Genomic DNA, 24546 nt, shown 5'->3' on the forward strand with positions numbered 1-24546 from the left:
GAAGTGAAAGTAGGGGTGTGGGACACTTCGTTTGAAGTGTGCGTGCAGTGAAGAAAATAGAGGTAGAACCAGCGAGGGTTCTAGCGGGCTATACGGCTGAAACCCTTATGAAATAATATCTCCTAATGTTAGTTTAATGTTGTTTTAATGGTAAAACCGCTTCTTTACTGGGGGGAGATATATTTCCCATATATGTAGGATATATCCAGGATATACCTAGTAGTTATTCTCAAAGGGAAGTCAAAGGCTTTTCAAAGGCTCGGTAGTGTATTGACCGCAGTTGCCCATGAATTCCATAAAGTAAGCTTTTCCTTGGCTATTTGTTGATGTGTAGTAAGCATTGCCCTTATTGTGTGGAAAGGAACGCATCAACGGCAGTAATGGCTTGTTGTAATCTTTCATCCCAAGTACCGCTAATACGTACAAACGGAACCTGGGAAGCTAAAAGCTGCTGTTCGTGGAAGAGATGAAGCGCATCCCGGCGCTCCCGGTCTAAACGCGTACCGTCTTGAATATACGGCGCATCATTCTCCAAAAACAAGTACAAATCCATCTTATTGGCCGCTGTTATCCAATGCGCTACTTGTAACGGTTGTTGAAACAGGAACTCGCTGTAAGAACGGGTAATGTTTACATCGGTATCGATGAACAACAATTTATGAGCAGTGGGTAATTTCTCTACAATCGTATAAGCATGTAGCGTGGCAATCTCTTGCAGGTGTGCTGGCTGTACTTCATCCGTATGCTCAATTACCTCGCGGGCCATTTCTGGTACATAGGCCGTTTGGTAGTGCTCGGCAAGTAATTGCGTAAGGGTAGATTTGCCTGTAGATTCGGTACCGTATAAACAGATTTTCTTGGTAAAGTAGGAACGCGCAACAGGTGCTATAAAACCCCAATGCTGCAATGGTTGCTTACGAATGTCGCTCGCTGCAATTGGGTATTGTTCCCGCGGTACATCAAATAACTCGTACGCACAATGTAAATGCGCCGCTACAAAAACTGCATAGGGTTCACTTGCTACAAACACATCTATCGGTGGCACCAATGTAGCAATCACCTCCGACCAAACCTTCGATACGCCTTCGTCCGATACCGATGTATTCGGTAAATCGGCTTCGTTGTATTCGAATAGAATAGGCTTTATAAACGGTTGATTCGGGAAACTATCTTTGATCCATTGTAGGCGAATAGCACCGGGTATCGTTTCTTTGTTCGACGCGCAAATAAGTATATACAATTCATCACACAACCACAAAGCATGGTTAATTAAAGCGAGGTGTCCTGTATGTAAAGGGTAAAACTTACCGAGTACTAAGCCTTTTTTCATCTTTCATTATTTTAACCCATTCATACAAACCATACGATGCCATAAAGAAAAATATAAAGTACTCGAACGATATAAATAAAATATGCTTCAACGCGTAAACGAAAATACAAATGGCATCTATCACAATCCACAATACCCAATTCTCGAATATCCTACGTGCCAATAACGTATTGGCAAATATGCTGGCCACAGCTATAAACGAATCTACATACGGGAAGGCCGCCGGGTGCTGGAATACCGAAGGGAAATAATCGTGCAAGTGCTGAATGAAATACCCGAATATGCCTGTTAGTGCGGCTATCCAAATAAGTATTTGTATACGTTGTTTGTTGCTGAGTCGTTGTATAGGTTTTCCTTCTTGCTTTTGCATTTTCCAAATCACCCAACCATACACACTAATGCCGAAGAAGTAAACTTGCAAAAACATATCGGAATACAACTGTACTTGGTAGAATACAGCAAAGAAACAGGTAACATTTATTAAGCTGGCGGGCCATGTAATAATATGCTGTTTCGCTGCAAACCACACGGCGAATAAACCCATGATGGTGCCAATGCATTCTACATAACTCAATGGATACCCGAACACGGTAACGAGTATATTCTCTATATCAAAAAAGTGCACGTAATTTCTTTTATGGCGTCAAATGTACATCAATAGTACTCAATTTTCCGCAATGCCATGTTGATAACGTTGTTCCCATCATAACTCAATTTCTTCACCCAGTTACCTTGCGTGTCGTAGAAATATGCTGTGCGGTGGAGGATTTGATGATCCGATTTACGCATCTCTTTGGTAGTAGCTACTTTGCCAGATGCATCGTAAGTGGTTTCTTGGTGAATTTCATCTACAGGCATCCGGTCGAGCAATTGGTACAATACATTCAAAGTTTCTTTGCCATTCGTGTTGTATACAAATGTTTGATACTCTTGCACGTAATTGTCGGCACTTAAGTTGTTTTTCTCCCGTAATAATCCCTGCGCATTGTAGTTGTATGTAATTTTTAAATCAAGTTTTTTGTGCAGGTAATTCTCTTCCTCTACCAGCTTTTTATTAGCATCGTAGCGGTACACGTATTTGTTTTCGGTATTGGATTTTTCGCGGAGCATGCCCCATTTATCGTACGTGTATTTCGTGGTAATGTTTTTAGATAACTTGTTGTTGGTGTAGTTCTGTGTAAGCTTTTGTACCAGTTGGTTTTCGGTAGAATACATGTAATAGTCGGCTTGGCGGAGGGCTGCATGTTCGTAATAAAACTCTTTTACAAGCAAGGCTTCTTCATTATAGTAGTATTCATAGGTTTTGCCTTCGGTGGTGGAAAGTGATTTTAAGAACAAGGTATCTACTTGTTGGTAAGTATACGCCCATTTTTGCGGGAATATAAACTCCTCTCCATCGTAGTTCCAGAATGTTCGGGATATGGCTAATCCTGCTTCGTTGAAGTCGTAATCTACATGGCCGATTTGGCACAGTTGAAAGCCGGCATCATCCTCGTCGAATTCCGGTTTCCCCGTGGGTTTTTGATATAGGCGTTCTTCAATATGGGCCACGTTGCCGGTTAATTGTAAGCTTTGCCAATCGGGTTTGTACTGGGCAAACAAGCAACATGCTTGTATGCACAATAAGCCGAACAAGAGGCCGGTTTTCATAGGTTGCATCGGGAGTGGATCTTTTTATAAAGATATATTATAAAAATATAGTATTCAACATGACCCTCAGGAAATCGTTATTAATTTTCATAACACCAGGCGGTACTATATATAGTGCTATACTAATACAAGCGTATATATTGGGGCTGATACAATGGCCTGTTTTGTTTTATATCTACAACAAAAACATACAGGTTAGTACCCCGGTATTGCGTATATTCGTTTAACCTACTCCGTTAGGGAATGCAAACACACCATTCAAATGTTAAAACCATGAAAGCAATAGCTGTTACTGCCTTTAATGAATCTCCCCAACTCATGGACTTGCCGAAACCGGCTGTAAAACCAGGTACGGTATTAGTCAAAATGGCGGCCGCAGGCCTTAACCCGTACGATTGGAAATTGACCGATGGTATCATGAAAGACCATATGAAGCACGTTTTCCCGCTTATTATGGGTGTAGACGGTGCCGGTGTAGTAGCGGAAATTGGCGAAGGCGTTACGCGTTTTAAGGTGGGCGATAAAGTATATGGCCAGTTTATCCATGCACCTATCGGCGAGGGTTCCTATGCCGAATATATTGTAGTGCCCGAAAAAATTAACATTGCCATTGCACCGAATAGTGTGCCTTTAACAACCGCCGCTGCCATTCCTACCAGCGGGATGACGGCCTACCAATTACTCGATACCCTGAACTTACAAAAAGGGGAAACCCTGCTCATTAACGGCGCTACCGGCGGCGTGGGAAGCTTTGCTACTACCTTAGCAGCGCTCCGCGGCATCTACGTGATTGCTACAGCAAGCCCCGCTAACGAAGCCCGCATGAAAGCATTGGGAGCCTCTGAAATCATCGATCATACAAAGGCCCCTGTTATACCCCAATTGCAAGGCAAACACCCGAAAGGTGTCGATGGCCTCATCGACTTGGTGAGTAATGCAGACGATTTCGATAAAATGAGTGGACAAGTGAAGCCCGGCGGTACGGCCTTAACCACCGTATTTGTGGCCAATGAAGAAGCCTTGCGTGCAAAAGGACTGAAAGGTGGCAATTTTGAAACCAAGGGCAGCGTGGCGGCACTCGATAAATTGAGTTCTTTGGTGGATCAGCAACTACTGGAAGTGCCTGTAGGCACTGTGATTTCACTCAACGAAGTACCCGAAGCCATTGCCCTCAGTAAAAGTGGGAAAGCGAAGGGAAAAACCGTGATTGAAATTGGAATGTAAAAAGATGGGGGAATCGTTGTTATTTTCCTATTTTTTCCAGTAACAGCCCACGGCGATAAATTTAATTTTAGTGTGCTTTGCTGAAACCGTTCATGGTCGCGTGTTTTAACTCGTTTCCTTGTGGTTACCCCGGGGGTAAATGACACCTTCATGGCATTCGGTACCTTCTCCTTTCACTAAAATGCCTAATTTTGTTCCATCTTAGTGTAATGGTCTACACTTTATGGTTGTGATTCACATTTAAATTATGGCAAACAGCTTATACGATTTTGGCATGATCGGGCTTGGTGTAATGGGTAGAAACCTATTGCTCAACGTCGCCGATCACGGGTTTTCAGTTATCGGTTTCGATAAAGACAGCGAAAAAACGCAGGCAACAGAAAATGCCGCTACTCCAGGCACAACCGTTAAAGGCGTTAATGAACTTTCGCAAATGGTGCAATCCCTCAAGCGCCCACGCAAATTGATGATGCTTGTACCGGCGGGAAAACCGGTAGATGACGTTATCGAATCTCTTATCCCCCTTCTCGAACCCGGCGATGTTGTAATGGATGGTGGTAATACCCACTATACCGACACCCTCCGCCGCGTGAATACATTAAAAGAAAAAGGCATCCATTTTATCGGCGTCGGTATTTCCGGTGGCGAAAAAGGTGCACGTACCGGCCCTAGCATTATGCCAGGCGGCGACGTAGAAGCCTACGAAATTTTGAAGCCGATCTTAGAATCGATCGCTGCAAAAGTGGGCGACTCTCCTTGCGTAGCTTACCTCGGTAAAGGCGGCGCAGGGCATTTCGTGAAAATGGTACACAATGGTATCGAGTACGGTATTATGCAGTTGTTGAGCGAAGCGTACGTGTTATTGAAACATGGCGCGAAGTTGAATAACGACCAATTGCACGAAGTATTTGCGAAGTGGAATAACGAGCAGCCTTCTTTCTTAATGGAAATCACGAAAGATATTTTCTTGATGCCGGACGAGAAAACAGGTGGCCGCTTATTAGACTATATCGACGACCAAGCCGGTGCAAAAGGTACAGGTAAGTGGACATCACAAGATGCCCTCGATTTACCCATCCCTGTTACTGTAATTGATGCAGCCGTTGCCGGTAGAAACATCTCTTCTTTAAAAGCAGAGCGCGCATCCGCCGCTACATTATACCCAAGCGTAGAACCAGCAGCCGTTGCTAACACAGCAGCCTTTATCGAAGAAGTAGGCAACGCTTTACAATTCGCTACCCTCATGAGCTATGCACAAGGTTTAGCCATGCTCCAAACCGCTTCGAAAGAATTAGGTATGGACATCGCTATGCCGGAAGTAGTACGTGTGTGGAGAGGTGGTTGTATTATCCGTTCTACCTTGTTAGAAGTATTCTTCAAAGCATATACCGCTAACCCTACATTGCCAAACATCTTGCAAGATGCAGATATCGCGGCAATTGTGAACGATAAAACAGCGGGTACCCGCAACACCGTAGCTTACGCAGCTACTGCAGGTATTGCAGCTCCGGGTTTCATGGCGGCATTATCATACTTTGATGCGTACCGTAGCGAACGCATGAGCACGAACTTGGTACAAGCGCAACGCGATTATTTCGGCGCGCATACTTACAAAAGAACTGATATGCCCGGTACTTTCCATACCGAGTGGAACACATACTAATCGAACAACATACACCTGATCATGTTACATCATAAACGTCCACCGGCTTCCATCTTGTTTATTTTTGGAGGCAGTGGCGACTTGAACTTGAGAAAGCTGACACCAGCGCTCTACAATTTATTCTTAGACGATTGGATGCCCGAACAATTTGCCATCGCGGGTATCGGTCGTACCAACTACACCGACGAGGATTACCGTGTGAGATTGGTAGATGGTATTAAGAAGTTTTCGCGTGAAAACGACGGCGGCGATTCGCACTTGGAAGAGTTCTTCCAACATGTGAATTACTTGCAGTTGGATGCTGAGAATGATGCGAATTACGATAGTATTGCTGCCTTGGTGAAGAAGAAGGAAGAGGAATGGGGCGTACACCCGAACGTGATTTTCTACTTAGCTGTAGCGCCACAACTCGTTCCTATCATTGCGCCTAAATTAGGGGCTTTGAATCTTTGCAAAGACAAACGTGCTACCCGCATTGTAGTAGAGAAACCATTCGGTCACGATTTAGCGTCTGCACAAGAGCTGAATACTTTGCTGGGTCAAATGTTTGCTGAAGAGCAAATCTTCCGCATCGATCACTACCTCGGTAAAGAAACCGTTCAAAATATCTTGGCTTTGCGCTTCGCAAATGCTTTGTTTGAACCGGTATGGAACCGCAACTTCATCGAGCACGTACAAATTACAGCGGCTGAAAGCGTAGGCTTGGAAGGTCGTGGTGGTTACTACGAACACTCCGGTGCATTGCGCGACATGGTGCAAAACCACATCCTGCAGTTAATCTGTATGATTGGTATGGAAGCACCTGTTTCCTTCGATGCCAACGAAATCCGTAATAAGAAAGTAGATGTGCTGAATGCTATCCGCCGTATTCCGAAAGAAGAAGTACACGAGTACGCTGTTCGCGGTCAATATGGCCCCGGTTGGATGAAAGGTTCACAAGTAGTAGGTTACCGCGAAGAAAAAGGTGTTGATCCTAAATCTGAAGTGGAAACATACGCCGCTGTGAAGTTCTATATCGACAACTGGCGTTGGCAAGGTGTACCGTTCTATATCAGAACCGGTAAATTCATGCACGATAAAGCCACCCATATTACGTTGCAATTCCGCCCGGCACCACATTATGCATTTCCAACAGAATCGGCAGAAACTTGGCGCCCGAACAGGTTAACCATTAGTATTCAACCAGAAATGGATATCCGTATCCGTTTCCAAGCAAAACGCCCTGGTCAGAATATGACGTTAGATCCTGTGAACATGACCTTCAACTACGATGAAGCCTACGATGATCATACACCGGAAGCTTACGAAACATTGTTATTGGATGTAATGGAAGGTGATGCGACTTTGTTCATGCGTGCCGACCAAGTGGAAGCAGCATGGAAAGTAATCATGCCTATTTTGGAAGTATGGAACCAACGCGGTCCGCAAGACTTCCCGAATTACGCACCAGGTTCTTGGGGCCCTGAAGATGCAGAAGCATTGATTGCCCGCGACGGACATGCTTGGATCAACATTCCTACACCGAGAGGATAAAAACTAGAACAATGGAATTACACGTTGCAAAAGATACCCACCAACTAAGCGAAAACTTAGCGGCATGGTTGAGCAATTACATTCAAAGTAAATTGCAAACGCAAGAGCGCTTTACATTCGTGCTTTCTGGCGGTAATACCCCGAAAGCCTTGTATGCCCTGCTCGCGAAAGCACCGTATAATCAAATGATTGAGTGGGAGAAATTGCACTTCTTCTGGGGCGACGAAAGAGCCGTTCCGTATGAAGATAGCCGCAACAACGCCCGCATGGCATTCGATGTATTGTTGAACCACGTTCCAGTAAACCCGGAAAACATTCACCCCATGTTAACCGACCGTGAACCGGAACAGTCAGCAAAAGAATACGAAGCTACCTTGCACCGTTATTTCAAAGGACAAGAAAACACCTTCGATCTCGTACTCTTAGGTATGGGCGACGATGGACATACCTTGTCACTTTTCCCAGGCTTACCCATCGTGCACGAAAACAAGAAATGGGCGAGCGCCTTCTTCTTGGATGCACAGGATATGTACCGTATTACGTTAACAGCGCCAGTTGTGAACTTGGCTAGCTGTATCGTGTTCTTGGCTACAGGCGAAGGAAAAGCCCTTACTTTGAAAAGCGTTATAGAAGGCGTATACAATCCCGATGTTTACCCAAGCCAAGTGATTAAACCCGAAAATGGAGAGTTACATTGGTTCGTGGATGAGGCAGCGGCAGGAGCCTTGGATCGTTAATAGCTATTAATGTTATTGAATAATAAAAAAGACGCTCTGTACCGGAGCGTCTTTTTTTATGTTGGAATGAATGATGACTACGAGTTTTCCCGCATCATGAGGAAGTTAGCGGTAGATTGATACGCAAACACCCCGATCATCGGGAAGAAAAAGGCAAAGCTTTCAATCGTGTTTTGAAAGAAAGCAGTACCAATGGCATACAAAGCCATGGCACCTAAGCCGGCTGTGAATAACCGCAAAATACGTACGTTTTTAGGCAGTTCGGGTAAGTTCATTGTAGCAATGGGAATAACCATAATAGCGGCATAAATGCAAATACCCAATAAGCCTGCTACTGTGGGCAAGGCCAAATATGCTAAGCCGGTAGTTGCACTTAACCCAAAAAGCAGGGCAATATGGTTAGAGGTCTTTTTCTCTTGCGCAGTTAGTAAATAACGGCCATACGGGTTTATGCGTAAGAGCAGGTTACTAAGTGGCGTTACAATCCAGGTACCTACAACAAACGTAGCCAGTATGTAGAATAAAACATCTGAAACGTTACTTAACACTTGTCCTAGTATGAATATCCCGGCAATAATGATCCATTGCATTTTACCGGTTTGTTTACTCATGAAGAACATGTATTTCAAATACAGTTTGTAGAGCCAATATTTCGATTTCATGGCTTGTGCCATCCCGCTGCGCGCCCATTCGAAAGTAGGATCTTTACGCAAAGCCTCCCGGAAGTGTTCGAGGGCTTTGGCTTTATCTCCATTTTCAAGGTGTTTCCAGCCCAAATTTGTGTGTGTATACACGTTTTCTGGGTTATGTTCCAACGCTTCATGCAAGCCGGCAAATGCGGCTTCTTTATCGTTTAAATAGTAAAGAGCATGTGAGCGTAGGTTGAGGCAGCTTTCATTTTCGGGATCAATCGCTAAACCTTCTTCTGCTTTAGCCACGGCTTCCTTGAATTTCTTTTTAATGAGGAAGATCCGGCTCCATGTAGCGAAGTAGCTGGCATCGTATGGGTCGATACTAACAGCATTCTCAATGAAGGTGAATGCTTGATCGTACTTTCTTTCTTCGATGAGTACCCGCGATTTCATGTAATGGAAACGAGGATCGCCCGCATCATTAGCGAGGGCCGCATCTACGATGCTTGCTGCCTTTTGGGTTTGCTCCAGCTCCATGTAACAAATGGCGAGTAAGTACAACGCATCACTATTGTTGGCATATTCGCCCAAGAAGTGCTGTAGCGTTGTAATCGCATCTTGGTAACGTTGATGTTGTATAAAGAACCAAGCCCTATTCAGTTGTTCGGCCATGATTATTTCTTAATGTTTAAGTATTTCAGCACATCGTCGTATATACCCGATTCATTGGAGTACATCGCGTAATTGCGGGCGGTATTAAACCATTCGCGCGTAGTAGCACGGTGGGTTTTAGTGGCCTTAACGAGTTCTTTTTGAGTAATAGGGGATGGCGTGCCCGATTGTAAGGCTTCTAATAACTTCTCTTCGATGGCAATATCGATAATGGCTTTTAAATCGGCCCCGCTATAGCCTTCAGTTACTTTTGCAATAGCGCTATAATCAATGCCTTCAACAGGCTTGCCTTTCAAATGAATCTTTAAAATTTCTTCCCTGCCTTTTTGTGCAGGTGGTTCTACGAATATAATGCGGTCGAAACGGCCCGGTCTTCGGAAGGCAGGGTCGAGGTTCCAAGGTGCATTTGTTGCACCCATAATGAGGATGTTTTCATTGTTGGCATTAATACCATCCATTTCCGATAAGAACTGGTTGATAAGGTTGCTACCATTATTGCGCATCGTGTTACGATTCGCTCCTAAAGCATCTACTTCATCAAAGAACAATACACAAGGCTTGCTGGCACGGGCCAGTTCAAATAATGCATGGAGGTTCTTTTCAGAATTCCCCATCCACATATCCAATACATCGTGTATTCCCACGTTAATAAACTCTGCATTAATCTGGCCTGCAGTAGCACGGGCTAAGTAAGTTTTACCACAACCTGGAGGGCCATACAGTAAAATACCGCCACCGGCACGTTTGCCGTAAGCTTTGTAGAGTTCGGGGAATTGTAAAGGCTTGATAATCTTCAAGTCAATTTCCTGCTTCTCACGCTCCATACCACCAACATCGGCGAAGTTCATGTCAGGTTTCTCCAACATAAAAGGGGAGGTGTTGGTAGAGAATTCATCTTCGTCGTCATCGTCGTCTTGTAAAGACGCGTTTTGACCTTGTTGCGATACCCGGAAGTGTGTATCGAGTACTTCATCACGGAAGCCTGGGTTGAGGCTGAGTAAATGTTGATACACATCGCGTGCTTCCTGCATAGAATTCTCTTTTACGAGTATCCTGCAATGCAATAAAAGAGCGTCGAAATGATCGGGATTTTGTTGTTCCAATTGTTCTAATACAACAATGGCAACGGAATATTTTTGTTGTTGGTAAAACGTGCGGGCAAGACCCAACTGGGCTGTTTCATTTTTGGCGTCTAGCTCTAATACTTTCCTGTACTGCTCTTCCGCGAAAATAAATTCATGCTCTTGTAATAACACCTGGGCCAAATGCAAGCGTAACGGCACATTATTAGGCGATACCGCCACCGCTTCCTGCAATTGTTTGATCACTTCTGTAGACATGCCGGATTTTTTATATGATTTGTCGAAGTGTAATAATACAGGTTTTCCTACTAAAATGCTTGGTATATATTGTTAAAATCCAGGGGAGCGTTGGCCTATCGCCGTTGGCAGGAACAGCGTGCGGGTTTGGGGTTGGCGGGAGAGAGAGGGAAACATGTAGAAGGATATGTTACCCTTCTACATGTGTCATTTTAAAAAAATAATTCCTAATCAAATGAAGATGGCTACTCTTCTTCACCTTCTTCCACGAAATGATCTTCTGGTGGAGGATTTTTCCGCCCCATTTCTTCGAGTTCTGCGAGTTTCGCTTTACCATAGGCAAACCTTGTGATAAGTACATATAAAACCGGCACTGTGAAAATCGCTAGTAAGGTGGCTGCTAACATACCACCTACTACGGTCCAGCCAATATTTACACGGGATGCTGCACCAGCGCCTTCAGCAAATACCAGCGGCAATACGCCCAAGATGAATGCAAAGGATGTCATCAAAATCGGCCTAAAACGTAATTTCACCGCCTGCAAAGTAGCCTTCACTAACGGGATACCTGCATCTACCCGCTCTTTGGCGAATTCTACGATCAAGATCGCATTCTTCGCCGCCAAACCAATTAAGGTAATTAACCCAATTTGCGAGTATACCGAGTTCGCCTGCTTACTTAAAAACAAGGCAAGGATGGCACCAAATAAGGCAATTGGAACGGCTAATAATACAGAGAACGGTACCGACCAACTTTCATATAAAGCTGTTAATAATAAGAATACGAATAAGATAGATAACCCGAAGATCATGGTACTTTTGTTACCGGCTTCAATCTCTTGCTTGGAGATATTGGCCCAGTCGTACCCAAAGTTCGAAGGCAACACTTGCGCCGCTACTTCTTCCAAGGCTTTAATAGCATCGCCAGAGCTGTAACCGTATTGGTTTACACCATCAATTTCTACAGAACGGTACAAGTTGAAGTGGTTCAATACCGGTGCGCCTACCCCGGTTTGATGGGTTACTACAGCACTTAACGGTACCATTTCGCCGTTTTGGTTTTTTACATAGAAAGTATTCAAGGCATTGATGTTCGCCCGGAAGGAAGTATCTGCTTGTAATACTACGCGGAAACTCCTGCTGAACCGGGTGAAGTCATTCACGTACAAGCCACCTAAATAGGTTTGTAACGTGGTGAATACATCGCCTACTGATACACCCATTTGTTTACACTTGTCGCGGTCTACCGTCACATTAATTTCCGGTGTAGTAGCCGAGAAGAAGGCATATGCCCGCATAATTTCCGGTCGCTTATTGGCTTCCATAAGGAATTGCCCTAATACTTGGTTGAATTGGTTCACATCGTTACCAGATTTCTGTTCCAAGATAAAGGAGAAACCGGCCGATGTACCCAAGCCCCGTAAGGTAGGTGCGGGAATAACAATGGCGGTAGCTTCGGTAAACTGCGCTAAAGCGCGTTGTACCCTTGCTTGCACTTTGTTAATATCGTCGCCCCGCTTATAGCGCTCGTCCCACGGTTTCAATTGTAAGAAGTAAGTAGCGGAGTTAGGTTTAATGGCATTCGCAATGAAGTTAATACCTGTAATACCCATGAAGTGTTGTACGGCACTGTCATTGGCCAATATTTTATTTACCTGTTCGGTTATTTGTAAAGTTCTTTGTGTACTCGATGCATCGGGTAATTCCAAGGCTAAGTACATCGAACCCATATCCTCTTGCGGAATAAAGGTGGTAGGTGTTGTTTTGAATAAGAATCCCGTTACGAAGAAAAGTATCATTAACAAGATCAATACAAACCCCGATTTGTGAATCGCTACACTTACCCCTTTACCATACCTGTCGGTTACATTCCCGAACCATTTGTTGAACTTGTAGAAGAACTTGTTAATACCTGTTGATTTTTTACTCAAATGTGCCGGTTTCAATAACATAGCACACAACGCTGGTGTAAGCGTTAATGCCAAGAAGGCCGAGAGCAATACCGAGAACGCAATGGTTAAGGCAAACTGTTGGTACAGTCGCCCACTCACCCCTGGAATAAATGCTACGGGTACGAATACCGCTGCTAAGATCAGGGCAATGGCAATTACCGGTGCCTGTACCTCGCTCATGGCTTTATAAGTAGCCTGTAAGGGCGTCATTTTATCGAAATCAATATGGTGCTGCACCGCTTCCACCACCACAATGGCATCATCCACCACGATACCAATGGCCAATACGAAACCAAATAAGGTGAGCGTGTTAATCGAGAACCCAAGCAGCTGGAAGAAAATAAACGTGCCGATAATCGACACGGGAATTACCAACACCGGTACCAAGGTAGTGCGCCAGTTCTGTAAGAAAATAAACACCACGATTACTACGAGAATCAAAGCCTCTACGAAGGTTTCAATTACCTCTTTAATGGAAATTTTAACGAAAGAAGTTGTTTCAAAAGGTACAATCCATTCCACATCTGAAGGGAACGATTTGGCCAGCTCTTGCATTTTAGCTTCCACATCATCGTTCACATTCAATGCGTTTGCACCCGGTGCTAAGTAAATAGCACAACCAGAACCTGGTTTGCCATCGGCCGCAATGTTAACGGCGTAAGAGAAGGAACCTAACTGCGAACGGGCAATGTCTTTCAAACGAACGATGGCACCGTTTTGCGGGTTAGAGGCTATGATGATGTTCTCAAATTCTTCGGCTGTAACAAGGCGACCTTTCACTTTCACGTTGTACTCGAAAGCCTGGTTCCTATTAGCAGGTGGTGCACCAATAATACCTGCAGGAACTTGCCTGTTTTGTTCCGTAATAGCAGCGGCCACTTGGTTAGTAGTAATACCCAGGGCTGCCATTTTATCGGGGTTTAACCAAATACGCATACTGTAATCTTGGGAGAAGGCGTTCACATCGCCTACACCGTAGATACGTGCTAATTCGGGTTTAATATAGATATTGATGTAGTTGTCGAGGAATGCCCTATCGTGGGTGCCGTTAGGCGATTTTAAGGCTACCACCATCAACATATCATTCGAACGTTTTTTAGTGGTTACACCTGTTCTACGCACATCATCGGGTACGCTCGGCAAGGCGAAGTTTACGCGGTTTTGTACGTCGAGGGTGGCAATATCGGCATCTACTCCTAAATCGAACGTAACGGTAATACTCATGGAGCCATCGTTCGCACTTACAGATTGTATATACATGGCGCCGGGAGTACCATTCACCTGGTTTTCAATGGGGGTAGTAACCGTTTCTTCTACCGTGGTAGAGTTGGCACCAATATAGTTGGAACGTACTTCTACAACGGGTGGCGCGATATCGGGTAACTGCGCAATGGGTAAGTTCACCATGCAAATACCACCTACAATCGTGAGCAAGATCGCGATCACTATCGTTGTATTCTTTCTTTCTATGAATGTTTTGGATATCATGTTGTAACTACTACTAAGTGTATAATAACCATTCCTTGATCCAGTTGCCTGTTAACGCAATTGTACGCGAACGGTATCGCCAGGTCTTACTTTTTGCATGCCTTCTGTTATCACCTTGTCGCCAATCTTTAAACCTTGGGTGATAATAAGCATACTATCTACGATAGCGCCTCTCACTACTTTGTTCGAACGCACTACATTATGTTCATCCACCGTTAAAACGTCTACTTCTGCCAATGTTTCGCGGATGGCTTTGGCAGGAATGGCCACTTGATCATCCGGCGTTTGGTAACGTACTTGCAATACAGCCGTCATACCCGATTTTAATTCTCGTTTCGCATTAGGAAAGCTAAGGCGTACTCGGATGGTGCCTGTTTGTTGATCTACAGTATTATTCACCAACAAAATTTTTCCTTGCTCTTCATACGTAGTTTGATCGTTGAAGGTGAGGAAGTAACTGCGGGGTGTGGCTGTTTGATGGGCCAATGCTGTTGCGAATTCACGGTAGCGTTGTTGCGGCACATCAATATCAACATACATAGGGTCTTCGTTTACGATGGTGTTGATCAATGTTTGCCCTGCATTCACGATGTCGCCTACACGAATAGAAGCAATACCAATGCTGCCGCTAACGGGTGCACGCAAAACGGAATGGGTAAGGTCGGTATTAGTTCGGGCTAATTGGGCTTTCATGGCAGCAAGATTCGCTTTCGATGTCATAACGGCCGTTTTAGCTTGGTCCACTGTTTGTTTAGAAATCGCATCTTTCTCCAATAAGGCATTATACCGGTCGAAATCCCTTTGCTTTTGTGCTAAGTCGGCTTCGGCTTGGGCAACAGAAGCTTGCGATTGTTCTACCGTGGCGCCATACCTGCTACGGTCGATTTCGTATAATACTTGTCCTTTCGTTACGGTGCTACCATCGGGTACTTTTATGGCTTCTAAGAAGCCCGTTACGTCGGATCGTACTTCTACTACATGGTTCGCCGTTAAGGTAGCAGGGAAATTCTCGGTCACTGTATAACTACTGGCTTTAATGGTGGTAGCTACTACCGGGGTAGGACCCATACTAGGGGGTGCCGCGGATTTCTTTCCGCCACAAGCGGCCAGTAATATCACCATTGGCGTTATGCTACCGGCAAGTAGTAGCGAGTGTAATTGAAATCTTCTAAAAGTAGATGGTTGCATATCTTCTTTTTAATAATAACCTGTTTTGAAATGTTAACGACCCGTAGTTTGGATCTTACCCATGGCTTTGTCGAGTTGTACTTTACTTAACAAAGCATTCAATAATGAATTGATGTAATCGCCTTGCGATTGCTTCAGCTCGGCTTCTGCCGATATCACGTCTAAGCTCGTGGCTACGCCTTGCTCAAACTTCAACTCCACCCGGTCGTAAATACCTTGGTTGAGTTCCATGTTTTGCTTTTGGGTAGAAAGGATGAGCATATTGTTTTGATATTCGGTGAAGGCTTGTCGTACTTCTAATTGAATTTGTAGGGTAAGGTTTTGCAGATCGTAATATGATTGTTGCAGCGTGATTTTACTTTGATTCACCCGGTGCACACGTTCCGTACCTTGGAAAACCGGCCAACTGAATGTAACCCCGAAGGCGCTGGCACCGAAACCGCTTTTATACAGCTCGCCCATATCGGCACCAAAGAAGTTCCAGCCGTAGTTTACGTAGGCATTGAGCGATGGTAGTATGCTGAGTTTTTTACTTTTCAGATCGAGTTGATTGAGGGCGATTTGGGTTTCTTGCATGGAATATTCAACCCGGTCGTGCGGTTCGTACATGGAAGTGTCTTGTGGTAAGTCTTTCGTTGGATCGAAGTCGCGCACGGTTTCCATCAACTCCAGTGAATCGGCCTCCGGCATACTCATCTGGAATTTCAGTACGAAATAGCTATAGTATAGTAAGCGTTCTGCGTTCTTCACTTGGGTTTCGGTGGTATTGAAGGAAACTTGTATCCTGTCCACATCAATCCTTTCAGCGATACCAACATCATAACGGGCTTTGGTATCTTCCAAGGTTTTCTTGAGCTGGTCGCGGTTAGCCACCAGTATTTCGATGGCTTCTTTGTTAACGAGCACGTTTAGATAAGCCTCGGTAACGGCTACACGCGTATCGATCTCCGTTCTGCGGAGATCTTTGGTAGATAACTCGGTATATACCTTGGCCGCTTTCAGGCCGAGGAAGTAATCGCTGTTGAAAATGGTTTGGTTCACTTGCCCTGTTACATTCGATGTAAACTTGGTGCCAAATTGCACGGGAATGCGGTTATTAGGGTTACCACCGGCAGAAATATCTGGAATAAGTGATGTGGCCAACTTAATGTTATCTACGAAATTGGCATTGATTTCTGCGTGGGGGAATAGTTTCCCTCTTTGTTCGCGTACTTGTTCTACAGATTTCTTGGTGGCAAGGCGAGCATTCAAGAGGGTGTATTGGTGTTCCAGGGCATATTGTATGCTGGATTGCAAATTTAACCTGTTGATACTCGGTGCAGTGCCGGCTGTTTGTGCTAGAAGTGGCGCAACAAAGGCGGCCTGCAGGGCTATAATGAGTGTTAAGATACGTTTATGTGTCATTGGCTTCCAATTCGTCATATGGATAGAGCTTAAAAGAAGTACCGGGTTTTGTCCTAGCGTGGTCTCCGGCTAAAAATCAATAACAGGGGAATGGTAAAAAGGTTGTGTGGGAGCGTGATTTATATATTAATTAAATGGGCGAATTCGCCCATTTTTGCTAAATAGAAAAAAATCTTTATGGAAAAAATGTAGCGCTTCATCTCTATAACAAATCAATCGCGCTATGGAAACAAATAAAATTTTACAATCCGATTTTATCGATCTTCTTTTTAATGGAAGAAACCAAGATTATGGTGCATACGAATTACGTAAGAGCTATAATAAGCGTGTACGTAACTCAATACTAGCAACGTTCTCAATTTCATTGCTGTTAGTAGGTGGTTATGTAATTGCTAGTAATAGTGATTTGTCAAATATTGATAGATCAAGAAAGCCTGTAGTTGTAACAACTGTATTAGAGCACGTTGAAATTCCAGAAACCGTAACTCCTCCCCCGCCTCCGGTGCAAGCACCGCCTCCCCCTGCAGTTGCTACAATAGCATTCACACATCCACGTATTGTGGATAATGACCAGGTGCAGCCAGAGGAAGAAATGCCACCAATCGAAAGTACAGATAACAAAGCAATCGGTATCAAAACAACTGATGGGGTAGAAGGTGATTTTGACCCCAGTGCCAACGGCTTAGGCCCTACAGCCGGTGGTGTAGAAACCCCGCCGGTAGAGAAGAAAGAAGAGATTTACACCTTTGTAGAAATCATGCCTTCTTTCCCTGGTGGCGACCAAGCTTTACACAAGTTTTTGAACGACAAGATTGTATATCCTTCTATGGCTGCTGAGAATGGAATTGAAGGTACTGTATTTGTAACTTTCGTAGTGGATGGTGATGGTAATATCAAGGATTTTAAAACAACAGGTGCCGTACGTGGTGGAGGCTTAGAAGAAGAGGCTTTAAGGGTGGTGAAGAAAATGCCAAAATGGAATCCTGGGAAGCAGAATGGTAAGCCCGTAAATGTGCAGTTCAACTTGCCTATTCGTTTTAGGTTAGGAAATTAAAGACTTGTGTAGTAGTTGTTAGGTAAAGTCCCGGTACGCAAGTACCGGGTTCTTGCATTTATCCACATTTCACGTAACTTTATGCAAATTCTATTTCCTATGCGCTATTTAACGCTGTTGTTCCCCATGATGCTGTTATTTGCCTGTTCCGAAACAGGTAAAAAGCAACAGAAGGTCGACGATACACCTAAACTAAATGCTAGTAACCTCTACAATCGTGAAGCCGTTTTTGCCCTATTGAAAGATGGGAAATTAAAAAACGATTCTTCACAAAAACTTTTCCTACGCGCGATTGATTTATTTCGAAACCAACAGCAACCACAACAAGCGATCGGCTTCTTTAAACAATCCATTTTTATTGCCCCGCAAGCACAATCGTATTACGAATTGGGCAATGCGCTATTATCTGTAAAAGGGGATAATGAAATGGTGCGTACTACCAATATGAAGGAAGCTGTAAATGCTTTTAAGATGGCTTTAGCATTAGACTATAAACCTGTGAATAAGTTGTTGTACAATATTTCGTGTGCTTATAGTTTATTAGGTAATAGAGAGTTGGCCGAGCATTATTTAACATCAGCCATCGAATTTGGTTACGGTAATTTCGATCAAATTATGAAAGACCCCGATATGCAATATCTCCGGGAAAATGGCAATTTAAAGTATGTTTTGCAAGAAGCATTTGCGGGTGTAGGTGATCCGGCAGCCTTACAATGGACATTGTTTTATCGTTCTTTCTCACCTATAGAACTTCCATTAGTACTTAACGAAAAGTCAGGCCCCTTATACGAAGAGAATAGTCTTTATTATGATTACGAAGTTTTTATACCAGAAATGAGCCGCGATGATAAGTTTTCCCGCGAAACGGGATCGGTATACTACGCAGTGGGTACTTTAAAAACTACGCCTATTTACCGTAGTTTGATTTATGCGGTGAAGGATGTGATGTATACTAACATGTTACCACCGATGTTTGTAATCTGTAATTACAATGCTAAAACAGGCCGCATCATCGATAAAATGGTAATTGCTGGACGGGATAAGTTGGAAGATCCATTCGTTGTGGGTGACCTATTACAAGATGGCAAGTTTCAATTGACATTTATCGACTTGAAATTCTCAAAGAAACGTGAAGAAATGAATTATGAAGATGAATTGAAGGAAGTGTCGAGAAAGGAATTGTATAAAGAAATGTACACCATTAATGAAGAAGGAAAGTTTGTAAAAGAAACGCCATCATTAGCATCTAGGTAATAACTATTACAAGATATAATAAACCCCATGTAGTGAATGCTGCATGGGGTTTTCTTTTATAACAATTTACCTAAATAATACTTTTCGATCCATTTCCTGCGGATCAAGTATTCCGCAAGGAGTAAATTTAATGTCCAGCTCAACCATGCTATTAGGATATAAGCTGTTCTAGGATGCAAATGAACATGAAAGGTAGCTAATAGGAAAGCATAAAACCGCAAGCTGATAGCCGATAAGGTTAAAGCAAAGCTTCTCAACATCCAATGCCCATGTATCGCAAACTTCCGCTTGGTAGCATAATAAAAAGCGAATCCAGTAAACAAGATCCACAACAAGGATAGTAATACAAAGCTTACCTGTGCAGCAAGGCCCCCATTAGCATAAATACCCATAATTAAGCCCGATGGGCCGCTAAGGAAAATTACTATCACTATATACACTATGCCACTTCCACGATGTAATTGAGCCTTGCGGAACATAATGTATTTGCTGAATTGTAGTAAACCGGTTATTAGTACAATTGTGCTTACAAATACGTGGATATAAAAGCTGTAACGCCACGTTTTAATATGGTATACCAACTGTTTGGAGTTCAAGAAATCAATATACGGATCGAAGCTCGTGTATGGTAGGCTAAGCAAAATCATCAACCATGTGCCCCATAATATAGCTGCCATTGCTGCTACACGTAGCAGTACCCCACCAATTTTAGAATTCATTTTGCATTAATTCTAAGTCAGCATTCGTAATAGAGAGTGATTCATATTCATTATTGGGGTCTGGCTTGGTATGCTTTACAAGGAAAGTATCGGCACGGCGATTATTAAATCCTTCTTTACCCCAGTTGATGTAATACTTTTCGTTCGCGTATTTGTAAGTTCCTTTTACAATCACTTGTTGTAATACTTTAGTAGAATCAGCTTTAATTGGATAATAAGCTATCTCGCAGCTACCATCCTGGTAAAAAGATAAAGTATGGTTACCGTCGTAGTAACTGTTGCTTTCCATGAAACTTTTAGGATCATTATCATCTATGTTATGCCTTACTAATTTGAATTGCTTCGCTGATAAAGAGTCGCTAAAGGGCTTCCAAGAACCTGTGGCATTAGCGAAGTCTTTATCAAATATGAGTGTAAACACGCCATCGTACTCATGACTGCCAGGTTCGTTCAAGATAACTTTCCACTTATCTCCATCTGCTTCTATCGTACCACTTACGTTTCTACGGTTGCCTTTATGGGTATTGTAACCCGCTATAAATTTTTCTTCTACGAAGTTGATAATGATGTGAATAGGAGCCCCGCCGAAATCGCCCGTATAGTGCCCAATGGCTAAGCGTTTTAAATCTAAGCCATTATTTACAGGTGCTACTGTGGAATCGCCAGTTGCTGTTTGAGGGGTGTTGGAATTACAAGCTGCAATAAATACTACTATTAGGGCCATTAATAGGCTGTTACGCATCATAGGTTAATTAGTTTTAGTAAAGATAGAAAAACAGGTCCATTCTTTTGCTATTAACGTGTAAAGTACGCTTGTTGAATGTTTTGTATAAATGACTAGCGGTTATGTGTTGTAACGATGGTTGTATATATTTAAGGCTATGCAATACAGAAAAATAGCGCACCAACTTAGCTTGGTCATGGCCCTGTGCTTCGGTTCCCTCAACCTCTTCGGCACAAAGAAACCCTCGCCCAAAGTGGTAATAGGGTATGTAGGTGGTTATCGTGGGTTAGTTGACGCATCAATTATTGACGCATCAAAACTATCCATCATCAACTACGCATTTGTTAACATTAAAGATGGAGAAGCATTCCTCACAAATGAAAAAACGGATACCGTTAACTTCCGTACGTTGAGCGCTTTGAAGAAGATCAACCCATCCCTCAAAATCGTCATTTCTATCGGCGGTTGGGCATGGAGCGAGAACTTTTCCGATGCCGTTCTCACGGAAGCCGGTAGAAAGAAGTTCGCCACCAGTGCTGTTGCTATCGTAGCAAAGTACAAACTGGATGGTGTGGATATCGATTGGGAATACCCAGGCCTGCCTGGTGAAGAAGGCAATGTCTACCGCCCAGAAGATAAACAAAACTTCACCCTCATGTTCAAAGAACTCCGTCACAGCCTCGATAGTCTCCAAAAGAAAGCAAAACTCAAACAAAAGTTATTGCTCACAACAGCTGTAGGCGCATCTAAAAGCTGTATCGAAATGACGGAAATGGACAAGGCTCAACAGTACTTGGATTACGTGAACCTCATGACCTACGATTACAAAACCGAAGGATCGAAAATTGCCGGTCACCACACCAATTTGTACGGTTCCACAAAAGATCCTGAAGAATCTTCTGCAGATCGTTCTATTCGTTTGTATATTGCAGCCGGCGTACCCCCTGCTAAAATTGTAATGGGTATCGCGTTCTACGGTCGTGGTTTCAAAATGAAAGACGATACCAACTTTGGATTAAACCAAGTGCCAGAGAAAGGCGTTCGTGGTGGCGGATTTACTACCATCAAAGAGAAATTCTTGAACGACAGTGCCTACACGGCTTATTGGGATGAAAATGCACAAGCACCGTATTTGTACAATGCCAAGGAAAAAGTATTCATTACCTATGACGACGAAAAATCTGTCATCGCGAAATGTAACTACGTAACCAAGTACAAATTAGGCGGTGTAATGTTCTGGGAGTATTCCAGTGATCCTAAAGGCTATTTATTAAACACGATTCATGTAACTTTAAAGTAAACGTTAGAAAAACAGGGTACACACACAGTTTCGCATATAATCACAGGACTCACAAACAATCCTAATTCACAAAAGATGATACAAAAACTATTAGTAGCCATGTTATTGGGCGCGTCGCCGGTGCTGGCTCAGCAGCAGCAGCCAACGTTCGACGCCGGTAATTTAAAAGTAACTTGGGGTGTAGTAACCAATGGCCACGAAGGGAAAATGGCCACGTTATCGGGTTTCACAATTGTAAACAAAGGAAAAACAGCCTTCCCGGCGAGCGGTTGGGAGTTGTATTATAACTTCGTACGCCCGGTGAAACCGGCCGCTATTAATGGTGTGAGCTTAAGCCACGTTAACGGCGATTTATACAAAATCACGCCCACCGAGGGTTTTAAAAGTATTGCACCAGGTGATTCTGTAAAAATCGATCTAGTTTCTGATGCTTGGGTATTGCATCAATCCGATGCCCCTGCAGGTTTATACCTAGTGTGGAATAGTGATGTGAATAAAGGGTACGCGATTAAGAACTTCAGTGTAACCCCCTCTACTAAAAAGGAACAACTCCTCCGCTTTTCTGGCGATAATATCGCCCCTATCAGCGCAGGTAAAGTATATAGTCAAAACGCACTCATCCAAAATATTGCGGAAGAGAAATTGGTGAAGGTTTTCCCAACACCAAAAGATTACAAAGAAACAAGCGGTACTTTCAACTTCAACCCCAATACCGCCATCAACACCGATCCTAGCTTCAAAAACGAAGCGGCATTATTTGCCAATGAAATGTCGGCCGTTTTTGGCAAACCGTTAACCGTTCATGAAAATGGTGTTGGCAACGGCATCACATTGCGCAAAAACACCTTGCCGGAAAACGCTTATACCTTGGAAGTAACCACCGATGGTATTACCATTGCAGCTAGCAGCCCAGTAGGTATTTTCTACGGTTTACAATCGTTGAAAACATTAATGCCAGGGCAAGCTTGGGTAGGCAAACAGAAGTCGGTAGCTGTTACCAATGTAAATGTAACAGATGAGCCCCGCTTCGGTTACCGCTCTTTCATGCTCGATATGGCACGTAACTTCCACAGCGTTGGCGATGTGAAAAAGGTGATTGATGTAATGGCATTGTATAAGTTGAACACTTTGCACTTCCACTTTAGCGACGATGAAGGTTGGAGAATTGAAATGCCTTCCTTGCCAGAGTTAACATCTGTTGGTGCCAAACGTGGTCATGGTGCTGCCAATACTATGTTGCTACCATCATACGGTTCAGGCCCAGATGCCAATAACGACCAAGGCACTGGTTTCTACACAAAAGCACAATTCATCGATATCCTTAAATACGCACAAGCACGCCATATTACCGTGATCCCTGAGATTGAATCACCAGGACACGCCCGCGCAGCGGTGAAATCTATGGACGCTCGCTATGCTCACTACCACGCTTTAGGCAACGAAGCCAAAGCAACGGAGTATTTACTGAAAGATCTGAACGAACAATCGAAGTACGCTTCTGTGCAAGCATTCACAGATAACGTAATGGATGCAGGTTTACCTTCAACCTACCGTTTCATCGAAACAGTGGTGAAAGATTTTGTGGATATCTACAAAGAAGCCGGCGTGCCATTGAATATCTTGCACCTCGGTGGCGATGAGCTACCTCATGGTGCATGGACAGGTTCTCCTGCTGTTGCGAAGTTGATGAAAGAAAAGAACCTTGCATCTGTAGATGATGTTTGGTACTACTATTATCAACAAGTGTATAACATCCTTCAAAAACACAACATCCAATTATACGGTTGGGAAGAAGTGGGCATGCGTAAAACCAAGCTCGATGGTAAATCTACCAGCATTCCAAATCCCGATTTCGCGAACAAGAACGTTCAAGTGGATGTATGGAACAATATCTTGGGTGGCGGTGCAGAAGATCTCGCTTACCGTTTAGCCAACGCGGGTTACAAAGTGGTATTAAGCTGCGTAACGAATAACTACTTCGATATGGCGTACGAGAAAAGTTGGGATGAACCCGGCTTCTACTGGGGCGGTTATATCGATGTGGATAAACCATTCTACCTTATCCCGTACGATTACTTTAAGAACTCTAAGGTAGATGCATACGGTGCACCGTTGAATAAAAACATTTTCATTGGAAAAGACCGCTTAACAGATTTCGGTAAGTCGAATATCGTAGGTATTCAAGGGGTTATTTTCAGTGAAACAACCAAAACAACGGAAGATATCGAGTATAAATTATTACCACGTTTACTAGGTTTGGCAGAACGCGCTTGGGCACAAGATCCAGCTTGGGCACAAGAAAAAGATGAAGTCAAAGCTGAACAAATGTACCAAGAGGCATGGTCGCACTTAGCGAACATTATTGGTAAACGCGAATTACCACGTTTAGCGAATTACAGTGGTGGTTACCTTTATCGCATTCCAACTGCCGGTGCTGTTGTAAAAGATGGCCAAGTGTTTGCGAATGTTCAATTCCCGGGATTGACTGTACGTTATACCGTGGATGGTAAAGAACCTTCAGCTAAAAGTCCTACCTACATCGCGCCACTCAACGCGAAAGGCAAAGTTAAATTCAGAGTATTTGATAGCAAAGGTCGCGGTGGCCGTGTGATCGAAATCGACGCAGGCGCACCGGTACAAGTGCAAACAGCACCACGACCATAATTTTTACATGTTAAGTTAGTGAACATGCACAGGCTTCTT

The 24546-nt window shown here is 43.6% G+C and carries 18 protein-coding genes; 8 read left to right on the top strand and 10 right to left on the bottom strand.

Annotated elements, in window-relative coordinates; all coding sequences use genetic code 11:
• Positions 1-346: 346 nt before the first annotated feature.
• From LX64_RS02580 to LX64_RS02590, 3 genes are read right to left on the bottom strand one after another with little or no spacing between them, the layout of a single operon-like run.
• A complete protein-coding gene (locus tag LX64_RS02580; protein WP_111596034.1) occupies positions 347-1330 on the bottom strand; it encodes an AAA family ATPase in 984 nt (327 codons plus the stop codon).
• On the bottom strand, positions 1305-1955 hold the full coding sequence (gene pnuC, locus LX64_RS02585) for a nicotinamide riboside transporter PnuC (RefSeq protein ID WP_111596035.1): 651 nt from the start codon (positions 1953-1955) through the stop codon (positions 1305-1307). The genes LX64_RS02580 and pnuC overlap by 26 nt, the downstream gene beginning before the upstream one ends.
• 29 nt (positions 1956-1984) lie before the next feature.
• The gene (locus LX64_RS02590; protein WP_111596036.1) at positions 1985-2989 is read right to left on the bottom strand and encodes a hypothetical protein; all 1005 of its coding nucleotides are present in this window, start codon (positions 2987-2989) and stop codon (positions 1985-1987) included.
• Between the two features lie 264 nt (positions 2990-3253).
• On the opposite strand from LX64_RS02590, the gene LX64_RS02595 reads away from it, so the two are divergent.
• The 4 genes from LX64_RS02595 to pgl all read left to right on the top strand — a co-directional run bounded on the left by LX64_RS02595 (position 3254) and on the right by pgl (position 8137).
• Positions 3254-4204, top strand: coding sequence for an NADP-dependent oxidoreductase (locus tag LX64_RS02595; RefSeq protein ID WP_158538506.1), 951 nt, complete (start codon positions 3254-3256; stop codon positions 4202-4204).
• A gap of 247 nt (positions 4205-4451) precedes the next feature.
• The gene (gene gndA, locus LX64_RS02600; protein ID WP_111596038.1) at positions 4452-5867 is read left to right on the top strand and encodes an NADP-dependent phosphogluconate dehydrogenase; all 1416 of its coding nucleotides are present in this window, start codon (positions 4452-4454) and stop codon (positions 5865-5867) included.
• A 21-nt stretch (positions 5868-5888) separates the two neighbouring features.
• Positions 5889-7400, top strand: a complete 1512-nt coding sequence (gene zwf / locus LX64_RS02605) for a glucose-6-phosphate dehydrogenase (RefSeq protein WP_111596039.1) — start codon at positions 5889-5891, stop codon at positions 7398-7400.
• A gap of 11 nt (positions 7401-7411) precedes the next feature.
• The gene (gene pgl / locus LX64_RS02610; protein WP_111596040.1) at positions 7412-8137 is read left to right on the top strand and encodes a 6-phosphogluconolactonase; all 726 of its coding nucleotides are present in this window, start codon (positions 7412-7414) and stop codon (positions 8135-8137) included.
• A gap of 77 nt (positions 8138-8214) precedes the next feature.
• On the opposite strand, the gene LX64_RS02615 is transcribed toward pgl, so the two are convergent.
• The 5 genes from LX64_RS02615 to LX64_RS02635 all read right to left on the bottom strand — a co-directional run bounded on the left by LX64_RS02615 (position 8215) and on the right by LX64_RS02635 (position 16810).
• The gene (locus LX64_RS02615; RefSeq protein ID WP_111596041.1) at positions 8215-9441 is read right to left on the bottom strand and encodes a tetratricopeptide repeat protein; all 1227 of its coding nucleotides are present in this window, start codon (positions 9439-9441) and stop codon (positions 8215-8217) included.
• Between the two features lie 2 nt (positions 9442-9443).
• A complete protein-coding gene (locus LX64_RS02620; protein ID WP_111596042.1) occupies positions 9444-10781 on the bottom strand; it encodes an ATP-binding protein in 1338 nt (445 codons plus the stop codon).
• Between the two features lie 224 nt (positions 10782-11005).
• The gene (locus tag LX64_RS02625) at positions 11006-14200 is read right to left on the bottom strand and encodes an efflux RND transporter permease subunit (protein ID WP_111596043.1); all 3195 of its coding nucleotides are present in this window, start codon (positions 14198-14200) and stop codon (positions 11006-11008) included.
• A gap of 51 nt (positions 14201-14251) precedes the next feature.
• Positions 14252-15388 (bottom strand): efflux RND transporter periplasmic adaptor subunit, encoded by a 1137-nt coding sequence (locus LX64_RS02630; protein WP_111596044.1) that lies wholly within the window; start codon positions 15386-15388, stop codon positions 14252-14254.
• A 33-nt stretch (positions 15389-15421) separates the two neighbouring features.
• Positions 15422-16810 (bottom strand): TolC family protein, encoded by a 1389-nt coding sequence (locus LX64_RS02635; protein ID WP_111596045.1) that lies wholly within the window; start codon positions 16808-16810, stop codon positions 15422-15424.
• Positions 16811-17015: 205 nt separating this feature from the next.
• Between LX64_RS02635 and LX64_RS02640 the strand changes: the two genes are divergently transcribed.
• Positions 17016-17846: an energy transducer TonB gene (locus tag LX64_RS02640; RefSeq protein WP_111596046.1), complete on the top strand. Its 831-nt coding sequence runs from the start codon at positions 17016-17018 to the stop codon at positions 17844-17846.
• Positions 17847-17945: 99 nt separating this feature from the next.
• Complete coding sequence (locus tag LX64_RS02645; RefSeq protein ID WP_111596047.1) at positions 17946-19100, top strand: tetratricopeptide repeat protein; 1155 nt, start codon at positions 17946-17948, stop codon at positions 19098-19100.
• 56 nt (positions 19101-19156) lie between these two features.
• On the opposite strand, the gene LX64_RS02650 is transcribed toward LX64_RS02645, so the two are convergent.
• The gene (locus LX64_RS02650; RefSeq protein WP_245952519.1) at positions 19157-19819 is read right to left on the bottom strand and encodes a DUF2306 domain-containing protein; all 663 of its coding nucleotides are present in this window, start codon (positions 19817-19819) and stop codon (positions 19157-19159) included.
• On the bottom strand, positions 19809-20564 hold the full coding sequence (locus tag LX64_RS02655; protein ID WP_111596048.1) for a hypothetical protein: 756 nt from the start codon (positions 20562-20564) through the stop codon (positions 19809-19811). The genes LX64_RS02650 and LX64_RS02655 overlap by 11 nt, the downstream gene beginning before the upstream one ends.
• Before the next feature lie 136 nt (positions 20565-20700).
• Here LX64_RS02655 and LX64_RS02660 point away from each other — a divergent pair, with 136 nt between their 5' ends.
• Both LX64_RS02660 and LX64_RS02665 read left to right on the top strand, forming a co-directional pair.
• The gene (locus LX64_RS02660; protein ID WP_211324713.1) at positions 20701-21843 is read left to right on the top strand and encodes a glycoside hydrolase family 18 protein; all 1143 of its coding nucleotides are present in this window, start codon (positions 20701-20703) and stop codon (positions 21841-21843) included.
• A 75-nt stretch (positions 21844-21918) separates the two neighbouring features.
• Entirely contained in the window at positions 21919-24507 is a 2589-nt protein-coding gene (locus tag LX64_RS02665) for a family 20 glycosylhydrolase (protein WP_111596049.1), read from the top strand.
• Positions 24508-24546 lie beyond the last annotated feature (39 nt).

The sequence above is a fragment of the Chitinophaga skermanii genome (assembly GCF_003259335.1).
Classification (GTDB): domain Bacteria; phylum Bacteroidota; class Bacteroidia; order Chitinophagales; family Chitinophagaceae; genus Chitinophaga; species Chitinophaga skermanii.